Annotated in this window: 16 protein-coding genes; 4 read left to right on the top strand and 12 right to left on the bottom strand. The window is 72.6% G+C overall.

Features of this window, described 5'->3' with window-relative positions; genetic code table 11:
* Window positions 1-348 precede the first annotated feature (348 nt).
* Both CP981_RS22890 and CP981_RS22885 read right to left on the bottom strand, forming a co-directional pair.
* Window positions 349-597: an SCO4226 family nickel-binding protein gene (locus tag CP981_RS22890; RefSeq protein WP_042147049.1), complete on the bottom strand. Its 249-nt coding sequence runs from the start codon at window positions 595-597 to the stop codon at window positions 349-351.
* Between the two features lie 224 nt (window positions 598-821).
* Window positions 822-1,583 (bottom strand): phosphoglyceromutase, encoded by a 762-nt coding sequence (locus tag CP981_RS22885; RefSeq protein ID WP_085927000.1) that lies wholly within the window; start codon window positions 1,581-1,583, stop codon window positions 822-824.
* A 251-nt stretch (window positions 1,584-1,834) separates the two neighbouring features.
* Here CP981_RS22885 and CP981_RS22880 point away from each other — a divergent pair, with 251 nt between their 5' ends.
* Window positions 1,835-3,232, top strand: coding sequence for an MDR family MFS transporter (locus tag CP981_RS22880; protein WP_244329757.1), 1,398 nt, complete (start codon window positions 1,835-1,837; stop codon window positions 3,230-3,232).
* 25 nt (window positions 3,233-3,257) lie between these two features.
* On the opposite strand, the gene CP981_RS22875 is transcribed toward CP981_RS22880, so the two are convergent.
* Window positions 3,258-3,818, bottom strand: coding sequence for a type III secretion system chaperone family protein (locus CP981_RS22875; protein WP_244329756.1), 561 nt, complete (start codon window positions 3,816-3,818; stop codon window positions 3,258-3,260).
* Entirely contained in the window at window positions 3,811-5,181 is a 1,371-nt protein-coding gene (gene mshA / locus CP981_RS22870; RefSeq protein ID WP_085927001.1) for a D-inositol-3-phosphate glycosyltransferase, read from the bottom strand. Before mshA ends, CP981_RS22875 begins: the two co-directional genes overlap by 8 nt.
* A 256-nt stretch (window positions 5,182-5,437) precedes the next feature.
* Here mshA and CP981_RS22865 point away from each other — a divergent pair, with 256 nt between their 5' ends.
* Window positions 5,438-6,301, top strand: coding sequence for a class I SAM-dependent methyltransferase (locus CP981_RS22865; RefSeq protein ID WP_150522363.1), 864 nt, complete (start codon window positions 5,438-5,440; stop codon window positions 6,299-6,301).
* A 177-nt stretch (window positions 6,302-6,478) separates the two neighbouring features.
* Here the strand turns inward: CP981_RS22865 and CP981_RS22860 are convergent, their stop codons facing one another.
* Window positions 6,479-7,342, bottom strand: a complete 864-nt coding sequence (locus CP981_RS22860; RefSeq protein ID WP_085928124.1) for a helix-turn-helix transcriptional regulator — start codon at window positions 7,340-7,342, stop codon at window positions 6,479-6,481.
* A 194-nt stretch (window positions 7,343-7,536) separates the two neighbouring features.
* Between CP981_RS22860 and CP981_RS22855 the strand changes: the two genes are divergently transcribed.
* A complete protein-coding gene (locus CP981_RS22855; RefSeq protein ID WP_085928123.1) occupies window positions 7,537-8,544 on the top strand; it encodes an aldo/keto reductase in 1,008 nt (335 codons plus the stop codon).
* Window positions 8,545-8,600: 56 nt separating this feature from the next.
* Here CP981_RS22855 and CP981_RS22850 read toward each other — a convergent pair whose 3' ends face one another.
* On the bottom strand, window positions 8,601-9,941 hold the full coding sequence (locus CP981_RS22850) for an NsdA family TPR-like regulatory protein (protein WP_150522362.1): 1,341 nt from the start codon (window positions 9,939-9,941) through the stop codon (window positions 8,601-8,603).
* Between the two features lie 194 nt (window positions 9,942-10,135).
* On the opposite strand from CP981_RS22850, the gene CP981_RS22845 reads away from it, so the two are divergent.
* Entirely contained in the window at window positions 10,136-10,345 is a 210-nt protein-coding gene (locus CP981_RS22845; protein ID WP_085928121.1) for a hypothetical protein, read from the top strand.
* A 44-nt stretch (window positions 10,346-10,389) separates the two neighbouring features.
* On the opposite strand, the gene CP981_RS22840 is transcribed toward CP981_RS22845, so the two are convergent.
* The 6 genes from CP981_RS22840 to mshD form a co-directional block, all read right to left on the bottom strand.
* A complete protein-coding gene (locus tag CP981_RS22840) occupies window positions 10,390-10,809 on the bottom strand; it encodes an NUDIX hydrolase (RefSeq protein ID WP_085928120.1) in 420 nt (139 codons plus the stop codon).
* A gap of 86 nt (window positions 10,810-10,895) precedes the next feature.
* Window positions 10,896-12,212: a CHAD domain-containing protein gene (locus tag CP981_RS22835; RefSeq protein ID WP_085928119.1), complete on the bottom strand. Its 1,317-nt coding sequence runs from the start codon at window positions 12,210-12,212 to the stop codon at window positions 10,896-10,898.
* A complete protein-coding gene (locus CP981_RS22830) occupies window positions 12,175-14,457 on the bottom strand; it encodes an RNA degradosome polyphosphate kinase (protein WP_107429604.1) in 2,283 nt (760 codons plus the stop codon). Before CP981_RS22830 ends, CP981_RS22835 begins: the two co-directional genes overlap by 38 nt.
* 810 nt (window positions 14,458-15,267) lie before the next feature.
* Window positions 15,268-16,314, bottom strand: a complete 1,047-nt coding sequence (locus tag CP981_RS22825) for an ABC transporter permease (protein WP_085928117.1) — start codon at window positions 16,312-16,314, stop codon at window positions 15,268-15,270.
* Window positions 16,311-17,402 carry an ATP-binding cassette domain-containing protein gene (locus CP981_RS22820; RefSeq protein WP_085928116.1) on the bottom strand — a complete coding sequence of 364 codons (1,092 nt, stop codon included), beginning with the start codon at window positions 17,400-17,402 and terminating at the stop codon, window positions 16,311-16,313. Before CP981_RS22820 ends, CP981_RS22825 begins: the two co-directional genes overlap by 4 nt.
* A 232-nt stretch (window positions 17,403-17,634) precedes the next feature.
* Complete coding sequence (mshD, locus tag CP981_RS22815) at window positions 17,635-18,573, bottom strand: mycothiol synthase (protein ID WP_190839745.1); 939 nt, start codon at window positions 18,571-18,573, stop codon at window positions 17,635-17,637.
* Window positions 18,574-18,701 lie beyond the last annotated feature (128 nt).

Genomic DNA, 18,701 nt, shown 5'->3' with positions numbered 1-18,701 from the left:
AGCCACCGTGCGCCGTTGACGTGTGCTTCCACGCGCCGTTGACGCGCCTCGTCACCCGGGCTTGCAATGGGCAGCAGGTGACCCCTAGGAGGCAATGCATGGCACCCATGGCGGACTCCCCCAACCCCGCGGCCGAGGCCCCGACTGCCGTCGACCGCCCGCGGCTCCCGCTGCTCGGCGCCTGTGGCTGCGGCCCCGGCTGTAGCTGCGGCTGCCAGTCGGGCGGACCGTGCCAGTGCGGCGGCAGCTGCTAGCGACCCCGACGGCACAGCGCCACGGCGGCCCCGGCCGGTCGGTCTTCACGACCCTCCGGCCGGGGCCGCACGCATTCCCGTCATTCCGCCGTCGTCACAGCATGATCGCCAGCGGATGGATCTCGTCCGCCTTGTGGCCGGCGCGCTCGTGTATGCGCTGCACCGCTCCCGCCGACGGCGCTTCGGACAGACAGAACACATCGCCGGACTCGGTGTCGGCCCAGGCGTTCTCGAAGGTCACGCCCTCCTCGCTCTGGATAGCGAGGTCGGCCTGATGCGCGGCTTTGAACTCATCGGGCGTGAGGCCCTTCATACCGTGATGGATGTCCATGAACTTGGGCATCGAGCTCATCCTCCAGATTGCAGACGACACCCCTTCTTCCATGCTGCATGCGTCTGCCCGGGGCGCATCTACGGGCGGGGAGGGCGGGGCACAGGTGCCGGCCGGCGGGGCCGAAGGCAAGGCCCGGACAAGGCCCCGGACAAGGCCCCGGACAAGGCCCCGGAACGCCGACAAGCCCCCGGCCGGTGCGGGAATCCGCAGGCCGGGGGCTTGATCGCGTCGTGTTACTTCTTCTTGCCCTGGTTCTTGACTGCCTCGATGGCGGCCTTGGCGGCCTCCGGGTCGAGGTAGGTGCCGCCGGGCTTGAGCGGGCGGAAGTCGGCGTCCAGCTCGTAGGCGAGCGGGATGCCGGTGGGGATGTTCAGGCCGGCGATGTTCTCGTCGGAGATGCCGTCGAGGTGCTTGACCAGGGCGCGGAGGCTGTTGCCGTGGGCGGCGACCAGGACCGTGCGGCCGGCGAGGAGGTCCGGGACGATGCCGTCGTACCAGTACGGCAGCATGCGGACGACGACGTCCTTGAGGCACTCGGTCTTCGGGCGCAGCTCCGGCGGGATCGATGCGTAGCGCGGGTCGTCCGACTGGGAGAACTCGGCGCCGTCCTCCAGGGCGGGCGGCGGGGTGTCGTACGAGCGGCGCCAGAGCATGAACTGCTCCTCGCCGAACTCGGCCAGCGTCTGTGCCTTGTCCTTGCCCTGGAGCGCACCGTAGTGGCGCTCGTTCAGCCGCCAGCTGCGGTGGACGGGGATCCAGTGCCGGTCGGCGGACTCCAGAGCGAGCTGCGCGGTGCGGATGGCGCGCTTCTGGAGGGAGGTGTGCACTACGTCGGGGAGCAGGCCGGCGTCCTTGAGCAGCTCTCCGCCGCGGACTGCCTCCTTCTCGCCCTTCTCATTGAGATTGACGTCCACCCAGCCGGTGAACAGGTTCTTCGCGTTCCACTCGCTCTCGCCGTGGCGGAGGAGGATCAGCTTGTACGGTGCGTCGGCCATGGCGTCGAGCGTAATCGACGTCCGGACCAGGCCCTGCGCGGGTCCAGGAGCTGGGATCTCCGACGACCTTTGACGTTTCCCGTCAATTGAGTGGCGGGTTGAGCCGGGCGATCAGTAGGGTGCGGATGCCGCACTCACCACTTACATCAGTCGTCTCTTCCGTGTCCGCGCCCGCGCTTCCGGCGCCCGCCGCGGCCCAGCCGCCCGCAGCTCCGCCACGCACCGCTTCACCATTCGACGGGGGAAATGTCATGTCCGCATCCACGCCCGGCCCCACCAGGCGGTCCGGTTTCCGACGGGCCGCCGTGGAGAGCGTCTCCGGCCTCCCCCCGCAGTTCTGGTGGCTGTGGACCAGCACCTTGATCAACCGGCTGGGCGCCTTCGTCGCCACCTTCCTCGCCCTCTATCTGACCGTCGAGCGCGGCTACTCGGCCTCGTACGCGGGACTGGTGGCGGCGCTGTACGGCCTGGGCGGCGTGATCTCGTCCGTGGGCGCCGGGGTGATGACCGACCGGCTCGGCCGGCGGCCCACCATGCTGATCGCGCAGCTGTCGACGGCGGCGTCCGTCTTGCTGCTCGGCTTCATGACGGACCCGGTCGCCATCGCGGTGGTGGCGGGCCTGGTCGGCATGGCGAGCAACGCCTCCCGCCCCGCCGTCCAGGCGATGATGGCGGACATCGTCGCCCCCGAGGACCGCGTCCGCGCCTTCTCGCTGAACTACTGGGCGATCAACCTCGGCTTCGCCATCTCCTCCACCGCCGCCGGACTCATCGCCGAGCACGGCTACTTGGCCCTCTTCGTGGGCGAGGCCTCGCTCGTGCTGGCCTGTGCGCTGGTGGTCTTCTGGAAGCTCCCGGAATCACGGCCCGCCCAGAACGCTTCCGGCGGTCCGGACGACGAGGGCACCGGGCCGGCCCCCGCCCCGGTCTCCATGCGGACCGTCGTGCGCGACGGCCGGTTCATGACTGTCGTCGGTCTCAATCTGCTGCTCGCACTGCTCTTCCAGCAGGCCTATGTCTCGATGCCGGTGTCGATGGGTCAGGACGGCTTCTCCAGCGCCGAGTTCGGCATGGTCATCGCGGTCAACGGCGTCCTCGTCGTACTGCTGCAGATCCCGGTGACGCGCTTCATCGAGCACCGCAGCCCGGCCCTGCTGCTCATCGGCTCCGCCCTGCTCGCCGGCTACGGCTTCGGGCTGACGGCGCTGGCCGGCTCGGTCGCGATGTACGCGGTCGCCGTCACCGTCTGGACCCTCGGCGAGATCATCAACTCCCCCACCCAGATGGGGCTGGTGGTACGGCTGTCCCCGCTGCACGGCCGCGGCCGCTACCAGGGCATGTACTCCTTGTCCTGGTCCATCGCCTCCCTCACGGCCCCGCTGGTCGGCGGCGTGGTGATCGACCAGTACGGGGCGGATGTCCTGTGGGCCGGCTGCGCGGCCGTGGGCACGGTGGCGGCGGCGGGGTACGGGCTCCTGCTCCGGGGCCTGCCGGAGCAGGAGGAGGGCGGCACGGGGAAGGTGGCGGCGGGTCAGCCTGGCGTGGGCGAGCCTGCCGTGGGCACGGGGGAGTCGTCAGAGCCGGTGCCGCCTTCCGCGTCCGCGCGGGAGGCCGGGGCGCCGGTGGGGGCGGGTGAGTCGCTGGGGTGACGGGGCGGGCGGCCCGTGCGTACGGCTACGCGGAAGGCCGCTGCGTCAGATGCGCGAAGGCGTCGAGGTTGCGGGTGGACTCGCCGCGGGAGACCCGCCAGGCGTACTCCTTGCGGATCGCCGTGGCGAAGCCCATCTCCAGCAGGGTGTTGAAGCTGCCGTCGGCGTTCTCCAGGACCGTGCCGAGGATGCGGTCGAGTTCGTCGGGGGTGACGGCGGCCAGCGGGAGCTTGCCCACGAGGTAGATGTCGCCGAGTTTGTCGAGCGCGTAACCGACGCCGTAGAGGCGGGTGTTGCGTTCGAGGAGCCAGCGGTGCACGGCCTCGTGGTTCTCGTCAGGGCGGCGGACGACGAAGGCGTTGATGGAGAGGGAGTGCCGGCCGACGATCAGCGAGCAGGTCGTGGAGAGCTTGCGGGTGCCGGGGAGCTTGATGACGTAGGTGCCGTCGGAGGGGGATTCCCAGTCGAGGCCGGCGTCGTTCAGCGTCTGCTCGACCACGTCGTGCGCGGTCGCCCCCTGGGGCACGGCCGGCCCGGCCTGCCCCGTCGTCCTGCTCACGCCGTGCTCCTCGCCCGTGTCACCCATGGAGCGATCGTAGGTGACGGCGGTGCTCCTGCATGGCGGCGGAGTAGACCTCGCCGGTCGCGGCGGCGGCGGTGTCCCAGCCGAAGGACTGGGCGTGCCGGGCCGCGTCGGTGCCCATCCGGGTGGGCAGGGCCGGGTCCGCGACGAAGCGGGCGAGCGCGCGGGCGTAGTCGGCCGGGTCATGGCCGGCGACGAGGAAGCCGCTGACGCCGTCGCGCACCGCCACCGGCAGTCCGCCGACCGCGGCCGCGATGACCGGGGTGCCACAGGCCTGGGCCTCGATGGCGACCAGTCCGAACGATTCGCTGTACGAGGGCATGACCAGCACGGAGGCGGCGCGGTACCAGTCGGCGAGCTGTTCCTGGCCGACCGGCGGGCGGAACTGCACCAGATCCGCGATGCCGAGCCGGGCAGCCAGCTTCTGGAGGCCCTCCGGCTTGGCCAGACCGCTGCCGCTGGGCCCGCCGACCACGGGCACCACCAGACGGGAGCGCAGCGAGGGGTCCCCGTCCAGCAGGGCGGCGGCCGCGCGCAGCAGGATGTCGGGGGCCTTCAGCGGCTGTATTCGGCCGGCGAAGAGCGGAATGATCGCATCCTGCGGCAGGCCGAGGCGGGCGCGGGCGGCGGCCCGGCTCTCGGCGACGTCGCCGCCGGTGGGCCGGAAGCGGTCGAGGTTGACGCCGGGGTGCACCACCGCGATCTTGCCGGGCTCGGCCTCGTAATGCCGTGCGAGCTCGTCCGCCTCCTCGGCGGTGTTGGCTATCAGCCGGTCCGCGGCCCGGACGATCTGGGTTTCGCCGATGACCCGGGCGGCCGGTTCGGGGGTGTCGCCCACGGCCAGCGCGGCGTTCTTGACCTTGGCCATGGTGTGCATGGCGTGCACCAGCGGCACGCCCCAGCGCTCGCCGGCCAGCCAGCCGACGTGGCCGGAGAGCCAGTAGTGGGAGTGCACCAGGTCGTAGTAGCCGGGGCGGTGGCCGGCCCAGGCCTGCATCACGCCGTGGGTGAAGGCGCACAGCTGGGCGGGCAGCTCCTCCTTCGCCAGGCCCTCGTACGGACCGGCGTCCACATGCCGTACGAGGACGCCGGGGGCGAGCTCGACGGCGGGCGGGAGGGTGCCGGTGGTGGCGCGGGTGAAGATCTCCACCTCGATGTTGATCGAGGCGAGCTTCCTGGCCAGCTCGACGATGTAGACATTCATGCCGCCGGCGTCGCCGGTGCCGGGCTGGTGCAGCGGGGAGGTGTGGACGCTGAGCATCGCCACCCGCCGCGGACGGCGGGGGCTGCCGGGCAGCCGCAGCCGGGCCTGGCCCGGGAACTGGCCATGGGGACGACTGCGGAGCCGGGACACGTATTGGCTCACGTCGAGCTACCTCCTAGGCGGGGCGGCGGCGCGCCTCCGACCCCGTCCAACAACAGACCGCGGCCATCCATTTCCGTTCGGCACGCCCTCCGCGTACTTTGCCAAAGCGTGACCGAGCGGGGCAGGCGGGAGCCGGTGGGCCCGGGCGGGAGCCGGCGGTCCCGGCGCGGCCAGGTGGCGCCCCCGTAGCGCCTCGGCCGGTCCCGGCGGGCCTCCGCGGACGGTGCACCCGCGGCCACCCCATACTCTCGATGCCATGGCCCGCCGCCCCTCCGTCCCCGCCGCCGCCCCGGCGAGCGCACCCTCCCGCCCCGTCGGCAACGCCACCCGCGGGACAACCAACCCCAACCGGCTGCGCCGTATGGACCGCTGGATCGCCGCGGAACACGGCGCCGTGCTGCGCCGCGCCGCCGACCCCGTCGCCGTCGACCTCGGTTACGGCGCCGCGCCCTGGACCGCGGTGGAGCTGCTGGGCCGGCTGCGGACGGTCCGGCCGGACGCCCGGGTCGTCGGCATCGAGATCGACCCGGCGCGGGTGGCGGCCGCGCGGACCTATGAGCGGCCGGGGCTGGACTTCCTCCACGGTGGCTTCGAGGTGCCGCTGCCGGGTCAGCGGACGCGGGCGCCGGTCCTCATCCGGGCCGCGAATGTGCTGCGGCAGTACGACGAGGACGAGGTGGCCGCCGCGTGGCGGCGGCTGTGCGCGCGGCTGGCGCCCGGCGGGCTGCTGGTCGAGGGCACCTGCGACGAGATCGGGCGGCGGCACGTCTGGGTGGCGCTGGGCCCCGAGGGGCCGCGCACGGTCACCTTCGCGGCCCGCCTCAGCGCCCTCCAAACCCCCTCTGACCTGGCCGAACGCCTCCCGAAGGCGCTGATCCACCGCAATGTGCCGGGCGAGCCGGTCCATGCCTTCCTGCGGGACTTCGACCGCGCCTGGGCCACCGCCGCCCCGCTCGGCGCGCTGGGCGCCCGCCAGCGCTGGCGCGCGGCCGTGGCGGCGCTGGCCACGGACTGGCCGCTGACCGGCGATCCGCGGCGCCGGCGCCAGGGAGAGGTCACCGTGCGGTGGGAGGCGCTGGCCCCTAGGGCCTGTCTTCAAAGTCCCGTCGTTCGCCCGTAGGGCGGGGCTCGCGGTGTCTGGTGCGTGCGATCGCAAGGCGGAGGGTCGTCCCGGTACTGGGTGTACCGGGATGATCCGACAACGCGGCGAGCGTGCGTGCCAGACGCCGCGAGGCAGGCGGGACTTTGAAGACAGGCCCTAGGGGGTGAGCGGGGCCGTCGCCAGGGCGACCACGCCCTACGCGGTCAGCACCGGGTCCGTCAGCGCCCCCAGCTCCCGGATGCGCCGCTCCGTCTCCGAGCCACGCGGGGCCGTGTACGTCACCAGCGCCTGGTCCGGATCGCTGTTCAGCCGGAAGCTCTCGAAGGTGACGAAGAGCTCACCCGCCTGCGGATGCAGAATCCGCTTGGTGCCGCGCAGACACTCATGCACCGACTGCGCCTCCCAGATCCGCCGGAAGCTCGGACTGTGGTCGAGGAGTTCATTGACCACCTCGCAGATCCGCGGGTCGTCGGGGTGCCGGCCGCTGTCGGCGCGCAGATTGCCGACCACCTCCTCGGCCTTCGCTTCCCAATCCGGGTACAGGGCGCGCGCGCCCGGGTCGAGGAAGGCAAGCAGCGCGGTGTTCCGCCGGTCCGGGGCGAGCGTCTCCAGGTCGAAGGTGAGCCGGCCGCCCAGCGTGTTCCAGGCCAGGATGTCCAGCCCGCGGCCGACGACAATGGCCGGGACGGTGGGCGCCATCGCGTCCAGGACCTGCTGGATCTCGGGGCGTACGGTCTGCCGGGGCGCGGGACAGGGCGCGCATTCCGCTCCGGGGCGCCGGGGTACCGCGATATTGCGCAGATAGGTCACCTCGCCGCCCGAGAGCCGCAGCGCCCGCGCGATGGCATCCAGGACGGAGTCGGAGATGGCGGGGGCCCGGCCCTGCTCGATCCGGGTGTAGTAGTCGACGCTGATGCCGGCGAGCTGGGCGACCTCCTCGCGCCGCAGCCCGCGCACCCGGCGCCGGTTCACGCCGCCGGGCAGGCCCAGGTCGGCCGGGTCGAGCGCGGCGCGGCGCGCCTTGAGGAACGAGCTGATCTCGATTTCCGCGTACAGCATCGGTCCAGTATGCGGCGCACGGCCGCTTGGGTGGTTCCCGCCGTCCCAGGTTGCGACGGGCCTGGTCCGCTCTCCGTACGGACAGCAAGGTGGTGCCCGGACGCCTCCGGGGCGCCCCGGAGCCGCCCTCCGGCACGCCCCGGAGCCGTCTTTGGGACAACCCCTGAGAACTCGCAGAGAAGGTAGGGCACCTCATGCAGCGCAGGATCCTCGGCGGCACCGGCATCTCGGTCAGCGAGTACGCGCTCGGCGCGATGATGCTCGGCGCCTGGGGCAACACCGATCACGACGACTGCGTACGGATCGTGCACCGCGCGCTGGACGCCGGGATCAACCTCGTGGACACCGCGGACGTGTACGCCGCCGGCGAGTCCGAGGAGATCGTCGGCAAGGCGCTCAAGGGCCGCCGCGAGGACGTCGTCCTGGCCACCAAGGCCGTCAGCTCCATGGGCCCGGACGCCAACCACAGCGGCAGCTCCCGGCGCTGGATCGTGCGGGCGGTGGAAGACAGCCTGCGCCGTCTGGGCACCGACTACATCGACCTCTACCAGATGCACCGCCCCGACCCGACGACCGATATCGACGAGACGCTCTCCGCGCTCTCCGACCTCGTACGGGCCGGGAAGGTGCGGGCGATCGGCTCCTCGACCTTCCCCGCCGAGCAGATCGTCGAGGCCCAGTGGACCGCCGAACGCCGCGGCCACCTCCGCTTCCGCACCGAGCAGCCGCCGTACTCGATGCTGGCCCGCGGAGTGGAGAACGCGGTGCTGCCCACCGCGCAGCGCTATGGCATGGGCGTGCTGACCTGGGGCCCGCTCAGCGCCGGCTGGCTGTCCGGCCGCGACCTCTCGGCCAGTTCACGGGCCGGCATGGAAACCCAGAAGTTCGACCTCTCCATCCCCGAGAACGCCCGGAAGGCCGAGGCGGTCCGCGCCCTGTCCAAAGTCGCGGAGGAAGCGGCCCTGCCCCTCCCCCACCTGGCCACCGCCTTCGTCCGCTCCCACCCGGCCGTCACCTCCGTGATCATCGGCCCACGCACCCTCGACCAGCTCAACAGCATGCTGGACGGCTCGGAGGTGACCCTCGGCGCGGACATCCTGGACCGCATCGACGCCATCGTCCCGCCGGGCACGGACCTCAACCGCGCCGACGCGTATTACCTTCCGCCGGCCATCAAGGATGCCTCGTTGCGGCGGCGGTGAGGGCGTGATGCCTCGGCCGGCCGGCGCGCTGCGCCTCGGACACCACCGAGCGCGGCCTACGCCGCCTTGAGCCGCGCCACTTCCCGTGCCCGTTCGGACAGTTGGCGTACGGCGGGAAGCTGACGGTACGGGTACAAGCCCTGCCTCAGGGCGGTGAAGTGGTCGTCGCCGCGGGCGCCGGAGGTGCCGGTGTAGTCGTCCAGGAAGCGGCTCCACGCCTCGCACGACTCCTCCACGTGACGCATGGCGAGGAGGCGCCTGGCCAGAAGTCCGTTGGTGTGCATGCGGCCTTGGCGCTCCGCCGCCGGACGGCAGCGGTTCGAACGGCGCAGCGCGCGGACCGACTCCGGGCGGTCGCCCAGCTCCCACAGCACGTGGGCCACGTGGAATTCGTACGCAGCGCGGTCGTAGCCGCCGATGTGGTCGTTGCGGCCGTCGGCCCGCGACAGGGCCGCTTCGGTCTCCCGTAGCCGGGTGAATGCCTGGCGTCGGTCCTTCACCATCGCCGCGCCGTGTGCCTGTTGCCCCCGGAGGAACGCGGTCAGGCGGGGGCCCGCGGCGGGAGCGGCTGCGGCGGCGGAGTCGGCCAGTTCCAGTGCTTTCTCGCCGTGGCCGAGGTGGGAGGCCTGCAACGCCATGCCCCGCAGGGTGCGGCAGTAGGTGAGGTGGTCCTCGGCGGCGCCGGCGAGCTTGAGGGCCTTGACGTAGTACCGCTGTCCGATGTGGTGTTCCCGCTCGTACATGGCCATCCAGCCCGTGAGATAGACCAGGTCGGCGGCCGCCGACCGCATCGCCTTCCGGGCTTCCGCCGTACCGTCGGCCTTCAGATAGGGGCCGACGGTGTTGACGAGGAAGGCGGCGGCCATCGGCCGGGCGTGTGCTCCGCCGAGATCATCGAGGATGTCCGCGATGTTCTCCGTCATCTTCCGGACGGTCTCGATGTCGCCCATGCCGATCCGCACCGTACGGCCGGCGGGAGTTGCCTCGGCCCTCCCGGCCACGGTGTCGAAGCCCGGCACTGCCAGCGCTGCCGAGTACAGCCCGGCGCCGAGCACCGCCCGCCGCGAGGGATCCATATCGGCCCTGCCCAAATCCATCACTCCCGCCGCGATATCGGCTGGTTCACCCGGGGCGGCGCTTTCGCCGAGACCGGCCTCGGCGCGCGTGACGGGGCGCTTCAGCAGCCGTGACAGCGCCTCGGTGACCGCGTCGCGTGCCTCCTTCTTCGGCAGGGACCCCTTCAGCCAGTGCGACACCGACGACTTGTCGTAGTGCAGTGCCACCCCGAGTTCGGCGGCGGCCCGGTTCACCGCCCGCGCCAGCTGCGCGTTTCCGATCCCGCCCTCCCGCATGAGACCGGCGAGCGCGAGGTTCGGCGTTCTTGATCGTGGTGCCATCGCGTGGACCCCCGGGCGTTCAACCAGTTCAACCGTCTCTCCACTCTGCTCCCTTACCCGGTGCGCAGTAAGGGAGTTGAGTGAATATCGGCCGTCGGGAGGTTCTTCCCGCCAGCCGCTTGACAGCCCTGTACGCGCCTGTCGCCGAGAGGTCGGGCGCAGCAGGCCGCCCCCGACCGATGAGGAGACACCCTGTGATCTCACACGTCACGATCAATCAGCGGGACATCGCCTACGACGCCCGCGCCCAGCAGGCCGCCCTGTCGGTGACCGTCCACCACCGCGACGGCGGCACGGAACCGTCCCTGCTCGTCATGGACCCGGGACAGGTGGAGCTGTACGCCATCCAGCTGGATCAGGCGATCGCCAAGCGGAAGTCCGCGCAGGAGGACGCAGCGCGGTGAGTGTGCGTGACCCCGCAGGCGCCCCATGACCGGGGCGCCGCCGTTCACGCCAGATGCAGCGCCGCCAACAACGCATCCACCAAGGGCCGGTCGCGTTCCTGGGTGAGGCGGGTGCGGGCCTCGGCGGGGGGCAGCCACTCCAGGCGGTCGACCTCGGTGCTGGGGGTGAAGGCGCCGGCGAGGGCCTCGGCGGCCCAGTAACGGACCTGTTTGGGGCGGCCGTTGGCGTCGTAGTAGGAGGTGGGCAGGGGGGCGCCGGGGCGGCAGTCCATGCCGGTTTCTTCGGCCACTTCGCGCACCGCGCCGGCCAGGGCGTTCTCGCCGCGCTTCAGCTTGCCTTTGGGGTGCGACCAGTCGTCGTACTTGGGGCGGTGGACGAGGGCGATCTCCAGCCCGTCCTCGGTCGGGGCGCGGCGCCACAGGACGCAGCCCGCGGCCCGTACCGGCTTCTGCGGGGACGTCACCTCGGCACCCCTTTCCGTGCGGTCATGCGGCCACCTTCTCAGCCCGGCCGCGCCCCGTCCGCGCGTTCATGTCCCGCGTCGCCTCCTCAGCCTGTGCGGTCCGGCGTCCGGGGCAGCCACACGCGGCCGAAGGCGAAGCGGGCCGCCTCGACCTCGTGGCGCTGGTCGGCGTGCAGCACGCCCAGGGCGTAGGCGGTGGCCGGGGCGATGCGGGGGGTGCGGGCCGCGGCGGCGGCTGCGGCGGCGGCCTCCGCGGCGTCCCGGTGCCACTCCAGGGCCCGGCCGGCCTCCGCGAGCCGGAGGTCGCTGGTCTCCGGCGCGATCACCTCCCGGGCGTAGCGGCTCAGTCGCACCAGCATCCGGACCTGGTGCCAGGGCGCGTCCTGGCGCTGGTCGGCGGCGAGGGCGGCGGCGTTGTACGGGTAGCCCGCGCGGGACAGCGGCAGGGCCGCGACCGCCTCCGCGAGCCGCCGGTGCGCCTGTTCGGCGAGCGGCGGGAGTGCCTCGTCGGCCGGGACCTCGGCGGCCGTACGGGCCAGCGGCGCCTCGGAGGCGAGCACCGCCACGGAGTCGGCGACGGCGTGGAAGCGGGAAGAGCCCAGGGCCTGGAGCGCGGCGGAGTGGGCGCGGGTGCGGGCGAGGGTGAGCTGGCGGTCCAGCAGCGCCCCGGCGCGCGCCGCACCGGCCGACAGCGCGCCGTCGGGGTCCGGGTCGGAGGACGACGTGGAGGAGGAGGCGGAGGGGGAGGACGGGGAGGATGCGGCGGCGGCAGTGGAGGAGGCGGTCGGGCGGTCGGACCGTTTGCCCCGTTCTCCGCGGCCGGTCCGGTCGCTGCGCTCCGGGCCCCGGCCGGTCAGCCGCTGGAGGGCCGTCATCAGCCGTTCGCGGCGGGCCGCGCAGGCCTGTTCGCGGGCCAGGGTGCCGGACAGCCAGCCCAGTTCGGAGCGGAGCTGGTCGGCCCAGTCCTCTTCGGTCAGCGGCCGGAAGGTGTGCAGGGTGGCGCTGATCCGGCGGGCGGCGCGGCGCAGCTGCCGGGCGGCCTCACCGGCGCCCTCGGCGTCCGAACCGCTCTCCCGGTGCAGCCGCAGACTGCGCAGGAAGTCCGCGGACTGCTGGTGCAGATAGTCGGCGAGCACCTCGTCGGCCGTGTGGGAGGCGAGCTCGGCACCGAGGTCGGGGGTGCCGGGGTCGGCACCGTCGTCGCCGCTGCGGGCGGCCGTCACGGGGCCGTACGCGGTGTCGTCCGGCCGGTACGTGCCGTCGTTCCCCCCGTACGGCCCGTCCACCACCGCGGCACGGGCACCGGGCGCCCGGCCGGGCTCGTATCCGATTCCGAGGAGACCCGCCGGCCCTCCGGTCGACTGGTCATGTCGCTGGGCCACGCCGGCGCCTCCGGGCGTCAATGAGCATTTCCTGTACGTTGCGCAGCGGCGCGCCGTCCGCGTCCACCGCGTGCCGGGTCCAGTCCCCGTCCGGGCCCAGGTGCCAGGACGAGGTGGCATCCGACGTCCCCCGCTCCAGCAGCCGGTTGAGGGAGGCGCGGTGCGCCGGGTCGGCGACCCGCACCAGCGCCTCGATCCGGCGGTCCAGATTCCGGTGCATCATGTCGGCGCTGCCCAGCCACACCTCGGGCTCACCGCCGTTGCCGAAGACGAAGATCCGGGAGTGTTCGAGGAAGCGGCCGAGGATGCTGCGGACCCGGATGGTCTCGCTCAGGCCGGTGACACCCGGCCGGAGCGCGCAGATGCCGCGGACCCAGATGTCGACCGGCACCCCGGCCTGGGAGGCGCGGTAGAGCGCGTCGATGACGGCCTCGTCGACCATCGAGTTGACCTTGATGCGGACGTAGGCGTCGCGGCCCGCGCGCTGGTTGTCGATCTCCTTGTTGATCCGCTGGATCAGGCCGTCCCGCAGGGACTTGGGGGCGACCAGGAGGCGGCGGTAGGTCTCACGTCGGGAGTAGCCGGAGAGCCGGTTGAAGAGGTCGGAGAGGTCCGCGCCGACCTGCGGATCGGCGGTCAGCAGCCCGAGATCCTCGTAGAGCCGGGCCGTCTTGGGGTGGTAATTGCCGGTCCCCACATGGGAGTAGCGGCGCAGCATCTCGCCTTCCTGGCGGACCACCAGCGAGAGCTTGCAGTGCGTCTTGAGGCCGACCAGCCCGTAGACGACATGGCAGCCGGATTCCTCCAGCTTCCGCGCCCACTTGATGTTGGCCTGCTCGTCGAAGCGGGCCTTGATCTCGACGAGGACGAGCACCTGCTTGCCGGACTCCGCGGCGTCTATCAGGGCGTCCACGATCGGCGAGTCACCGGAGGTGCGGTAGAGCGTCTGCTTGATCGCGAGCACGTCCGGGTCGCCGGCGGCCTGCTCCAGGAACGCCTGGACGGAGGTGGAGAAGGAGTCGTAGGGGTGGTGCAGCAGGACGTCGCGGGCGCGCAGGGCGGCGAAGATGTCCGGCGCGGACGCCGACTCCACCTCGGCGAGGTCACGGTGGGTGCCGGCCACGAACTTGGGGTACTTCAGCTCGGGCCGGTCCAGCGCGCCGATGCCGAAGAGGCCGGTCAGGTCCAGCGGGCCGGGCAGCGGGTAGACCTCGGCGTCGGAGATCTTCAGTTCCTGGACGAGCAGGTCGAGCACGGCCGGGTCGATGGACTCCTCGACCTCCAGGCGGACCGGCGGTCCGAAGCGCCGCCGCATCAGCTCCTTCTCCAGCGCCTGGAGGAGGTTCTCCGCGTCGTCCTCCTCGACCTCCAGGTCCTCGTTGCGGGTGACCCGGAACATGTGGTGCGCGCGCACCTCCATGCCCGGGAACAGCTCCTCCAGGTGGGCGGCGATGACGTCCTCGATGGGGACGTAGCGCTGCGGGGAGGCCTCCAGGAAGCGGGAGAGCAGCGGCGGCACCTTGACCCGCGCGAAGTGGTCGTGGCCGCTGACCGGGTTGCGTACGACGACGGCCAGATTCAGCGAGAGGCCGGAGATGTACGGGAAGGGGTGCGCGGGGTCCACCGCCAGGGGCGTGAGCACCGGGAAGATCTGCTGACGGAAGAGGGTGAACAGGCGGGCCTGCTCCTTCTCGGTCAGCTCGGGCCAGCGGATCAGATGAATGCCCTGGTCAGCGAGCTCGGGGGCGATGTCCTGCTGGAAGCAGGCGGCATGCCGGGCCATGAGCTCACGTGAGCGCGTCCAGATGAGGTCCAGCACCTCGCGGGGCTGGAGGCCGGACGCGGAGCGGGTGGCGACGCCGGTGGCTATCCGCCGCTTGAGTCCGGCCACCCGGACCATGAAGAACTCGTCGAGGTTGCTGGCGAAAATCGCCAGGAAGTTAGCCCGTTCGAGGAGAGGAGTGGCCGGGTCCTCGGCCAGTTCGAGCACCCGCTCGTTGAAGGCCAGCCAGCTCCGCTCGCGGTCCAGGAACCGGCCGCTGGGCAGCTCCTCGCCGTCCGCGCCCACCACGCCCTCGTCCTCGTACGCGTCCGGGTCGGCGTCCAGGTCGGGCTCCAGGCCGGGCACCGTGCCCCGGACCGCGTTCGGGCGGTGCGCAGCGATGGAGCCCACCGAAGGCTGGGCCGAGGGGCCCGGGGCCTGCGAGGGCTTCGTGGTGGACATCTCGGGCTGGATCTGTGCCTGAGCGCTGGGCTGCTGGTTCATGGCCTTATTCTTCCGCGTTCCGGGGGCTCCAGGCGCGTCAGGAGGCGGTGGCGGCGCGAGATGGAGCCTCGGGTTCGGGACGGTCGGCACAGCGGGCTGCATTCAGCGATGCTCGCAAGCGACTTTGAATCGCCGGTAACGCGGATATGGCGGACAGGCAAGCGGGGTGCTACGCCCAGGGGTATTTCGGGTCGGCCGGGGCCCGGCGCCACGCCGGGTGCGGCGGGGCTCGGAGGCCGGGGCCGGAGGCCGATCGGCGGGCCGCGTCCCATGTCTTTCCCCTGGGCTGCCTTTCTAACACGCCCGGAGAGCCGGGAGAAATACGCGGCTTTCCGATCAAGGAATTGCGGGGAGGGTGATCTTGCGAAATGCGGGGATGGGGGAATGCTTACGCGGCCCTCGGGATCCGTCGGGATGCGCCGGGATTCATCGGGGTTCAGCGGCGTTCATCGGCGTTCATCGGGGTTTCCGCATTTTCCGGGATTCCGGGGGGGCGGCCGACGTGAGAGCCGGCGGCGAGGTCGGGGGTTCGTGGCCGGTGGAGGGGCCGGTGGGGGCCGGGCCCGCCAGGCGGCGCCGCGCGCCAGGGATGCCGCCCCGGCGTGCCCGCCCGCGTTTGCCCTCCCGCCCTTACCGTTCCCGCCCTTCCGTGACCGCGCCGAATTCCCGGAGGCCGAAATGCCACGGCGATGAGGGCGGGAGGGGAAGTCCCGGAAGGGCCGGAAGATCCGGAAGGGCCGGAAGGGCGGGAAGGGCGGGAAGACCCGGAAGGGCCGGAAGGAGAAACCGCCGGGATATCGCGACGGAGTCTCAGCCGTGCCGGCGGCGCATCACCCGGAAAGCGATCACGGTCAGTACGGCCGTCAGGGCGAGCACGATGCCGCTCTCGATCCAGGCCAGCGGCCAGTGGTGCGACACCGGGTGGTGGTCCATGTACTGGCCGACCACGTGGTGTGTCCGCAGGCAGCCCTCGTGGTCGCCCGCCGACTCGCAGACGGTGTCGGGCAGATGGGCGCCGGAGCGGGTGTAGTACCCCTGCCCCACGAGCCAGGCGTTGTCCGGCAGTTGGGCCGACTCCTTGGGCGCGAACTCGGTGCTCCTGGTCGGCAGCAGGTACGGCCTGATCTGCCCGAGCGCGACCTGGACCACGACCATGGCGCCCAGCGTCACCCCCATCGTCAGCACCGTACGGCGCAGCCGCAGCCCGGCCAGCACCCCGATCGCCAGGGCCAGCAGGGAGTAGGCGACCGGCACCGGGCCGAGAGAGGCGAAGCCGAGGGTCGAGTACCAGTAGGAGCCAGAGACCTCGTCGCCGATGACCTGCCACATCCAGGCGAACACCGCCGAGAGAGCCGTGGTGGCGGTCAGTACGACCAGCGCGGGCAGCGCGGTCTTCGCCGCCAGCCAGCGCAGCGGGCCGACCGACTGGGTCAGTACGAGCTTGTGGGTGCCGGCCTCCAGCTCGCGGGCGATCAGCGGCGCACCGAGGAACAGGGCGATCAGCACGGGCAGCAACAGCAGCTCCGCCTCGGCGAGTTGCAGGGGGCGGGTGTAGGCGCCGCGGAATGCGTTGACCGCATCCTGGGTGCCGTCGCAGCGCGGGACCAGGGAGATCATCGAGCAGCCGTCGAGGTGGTGGGCGTCGATGAACGCGGCCGCCCGGCTGCGCAGCACGGCGCACCCGACCGCACCGGCGGTCACGGCGGCGAGCAGCATGCCGAAGAACAGCCGGTGCTGCCGCCGGACCAGCCAGACGAGCCCGCCCAGCCGTCCGCGGCCGCCCGCCTCCCGCGCCCCGCCAGGATCGCCCGCGGCGGGTCCGGCCCCGTTCGCCCCGAGGTGTGCTGTGGTGGTCATGCCGCCGCTCCCTTGCCGCTGTGATGGATGTGCCGTGTGTGTGGTGCGCTGTCCGGCGGGTACGGCCGGCCGCCGCGCAGGCCGGCCGGGCCGGGCGGCCCGTTGCGCGGCAGGCCGGGGATGCCGGGCTTGTTGCCGGGCCGGCGGGGCCCGGGCGCCGAGACCGGTTCCGCGCTCGGTGCGCTCAGGCCGGGGGCGCCGGGCGCGCGCAGATAGGCGAGCAGCAGCTCCTCCAGGGACGGCTCCACGACCTCCCAGGGCCCGGCCGCCATCGGGCCCTTGCGCCGTACGACCGCGGTGAAGTGACGCCCCGACAGCTGCGCCTCGACGACCGGATGCGCGGCGATCCCGGGCGGCAGCCCCGCACCCCGGCGCTGCCCCATCACCAGGGCGTGCGCCCCGATGACGTCATCGACCTCGCCCGCGAGCCGCACCCGGCCGCCGCCCAGCACCAGCAGATGGTCACAGACCCCGTCGAGCTCGGCGAGCAGGTCCGACGACAGGACGACGGTGGTGCCCTGCTCGGCGGCCTGGGCCAGCAGCAGTGCGGTGATCCGGTGCCGGGCGAGGGGGTCGAGGCCGGCCAACGGCTCGTCGAGCAGCAGGAGTTCGGGGCTCCTGGCGAAGGCGAGGGCGAGGGCGAGAAAGGTGCGCTGCCCGGCGGAGAGGGCGCCGACCCGGGCGCCGAGGGGGAGCTGGCAGTCCCGGACGATCCGTTCGGCGCACCGTCCGCTCCAGCGGCCGGGGTTGCGCTCACGGCCCAGCCGGAGGGTCTCGGCGACCGTCAGCCGGGGGTAGCGCGGTTTGCCCTGGGTGAGGTGGGCGATCCGGGGGCGGGCCGAGGCGCCGGACGGGGCCTCGCCCCAGACCCGTAGGGCCCCTTCGCGGGGGCGGGTCAGCCCGGAGACCAGCGAGAGCAGAGTGCTCTTCCCGGCGCCGCCGGGCCCGACCAGTGCGCAGATACGGCCGGCCGGCAGCCGGAAGGTGCAGTCGCGCAGCGCCCAGCGGCGGCGGTACCGCTTGCCGAGGCCGACCGCCTCGACGGCGGTGCGCCCCGAGGTCCGGCCGGTCACCTGGTCCATGGCCATCGGCCGCACCCCGCCCCCCTGAGCCATTCCACTAATTAAGTAGTGAAAGGGTGGGGGAAGTGGGCTGCACCTGTCAACCTCAGCCGCCCACGCGGCCCGTGGGGCGGCCTCTCCCCCACCCGCGACCAGCCCCCGGCAACGCCGAAGGGGCGGCCCTCACGGGTCCGCCCCTCAGGTTCAGCCACGCTCCGGCGCCGCCCGGCCGCCGCTCTCCGGCCTCAGCTCATCGCCGTCACGTCTCCGAGCGGTACATCAGATCCGTCTCGTGCGTCGCGAACCCCATCCGCTCGTACACGGTCACCGCCGCCTTGTTGTCCGCGTCCACGTACAGCATCGCCGTCGGCAGCCCCTGGCCGGCCAGATGGCGCAGCCCGATCGAGGTCAGCGCCTTGCCCAGACCGCCGCCCTGGGCGCCCGGCCGCACGCCCAGCACATAGACCTCTCCGAGGCCCTCGTCGGCGTGCACCTTGGTCCAGTGGAAGCCGACCAGCCGCCCTTCCTCCTCCGCCAGGAAGAAGCCCTTGGGGTCGAACCACGCCTCGGCCTTGCGGTCGTCCAGATCGCGCTGGATCAGCGAACCCTGCTCCGGATGGTGCGCGAACGCCTCCGCGTTCACCTCCAGCCAGGCCGCGTCGTCGGTACCCGGCTGGAAGGTCCGTACGGACACGCCCTCCGGCAGCACCGGCTCCGGCAGCTCCAGATCCGTCAGCGAGCGCCGCATCTGCCGCAGCTCCCGGAACATCGTCAGCCCCAGGGTCTGGGCGAGGTGCCGCGCGGCCGGATGCCCGCCGTGCGCCCAGACCCGCAGCCGGCGCCCGGACTGCTCCAGCAGCTCGCCGCCCAGCGCCCGGCCGTGCCCGCGGCCGCGGTGCCCGGGGTGCACCACCAGTTCGGCGGCCGGCGCCTCCACCGGGTCGGTGTCCTCCAGCTGCCCGTAGGCGACCAGCTCCTCACCCTCGTCGCCGCGCGTGTACACCAGCACATGGCGCACGCCGTCACGCCGGCCCCCGCGCAACTGGAGCCGCCCCTGCTCGGACACGGCGGGCTGCCCGTCCGTCCGCGCGGCCCGCTCGATCAGCTCAAGGACGGCCGCGCCCGCTTCCGGCGCCAGCTCGTCGACCACCTGAATCCTGCGGCCGGCCCGGCCCATCTCCTGTGCAGCGTCATTCATGTGTGAAGCGTACGACTCCCCCGCGCCCCGGGCGGGGCACCACCCGCACTCGGTCCTCCCTCCCCCGCAACCAGCTCGTCACCTGTGCACCCCTGTTGCGCTACGCGCGTGGACCATAAGCTGCCGTC

The sequence above is a fragment of the Streptomyces platensis genome, from assembly GCF_008704855.1.
Taxonomy (GTDB): Bacteria; Actinomycetota; Actinomycetes; order Streptomycetales; family Streptomycetaceae; genus Streptomyces; species Streptomyces platensis.
The sequence above is the reverse complement of the archived record's forward strand: the minus strand, read 5'-3'. Positions and strand labels throughout refer to the sequence as shown.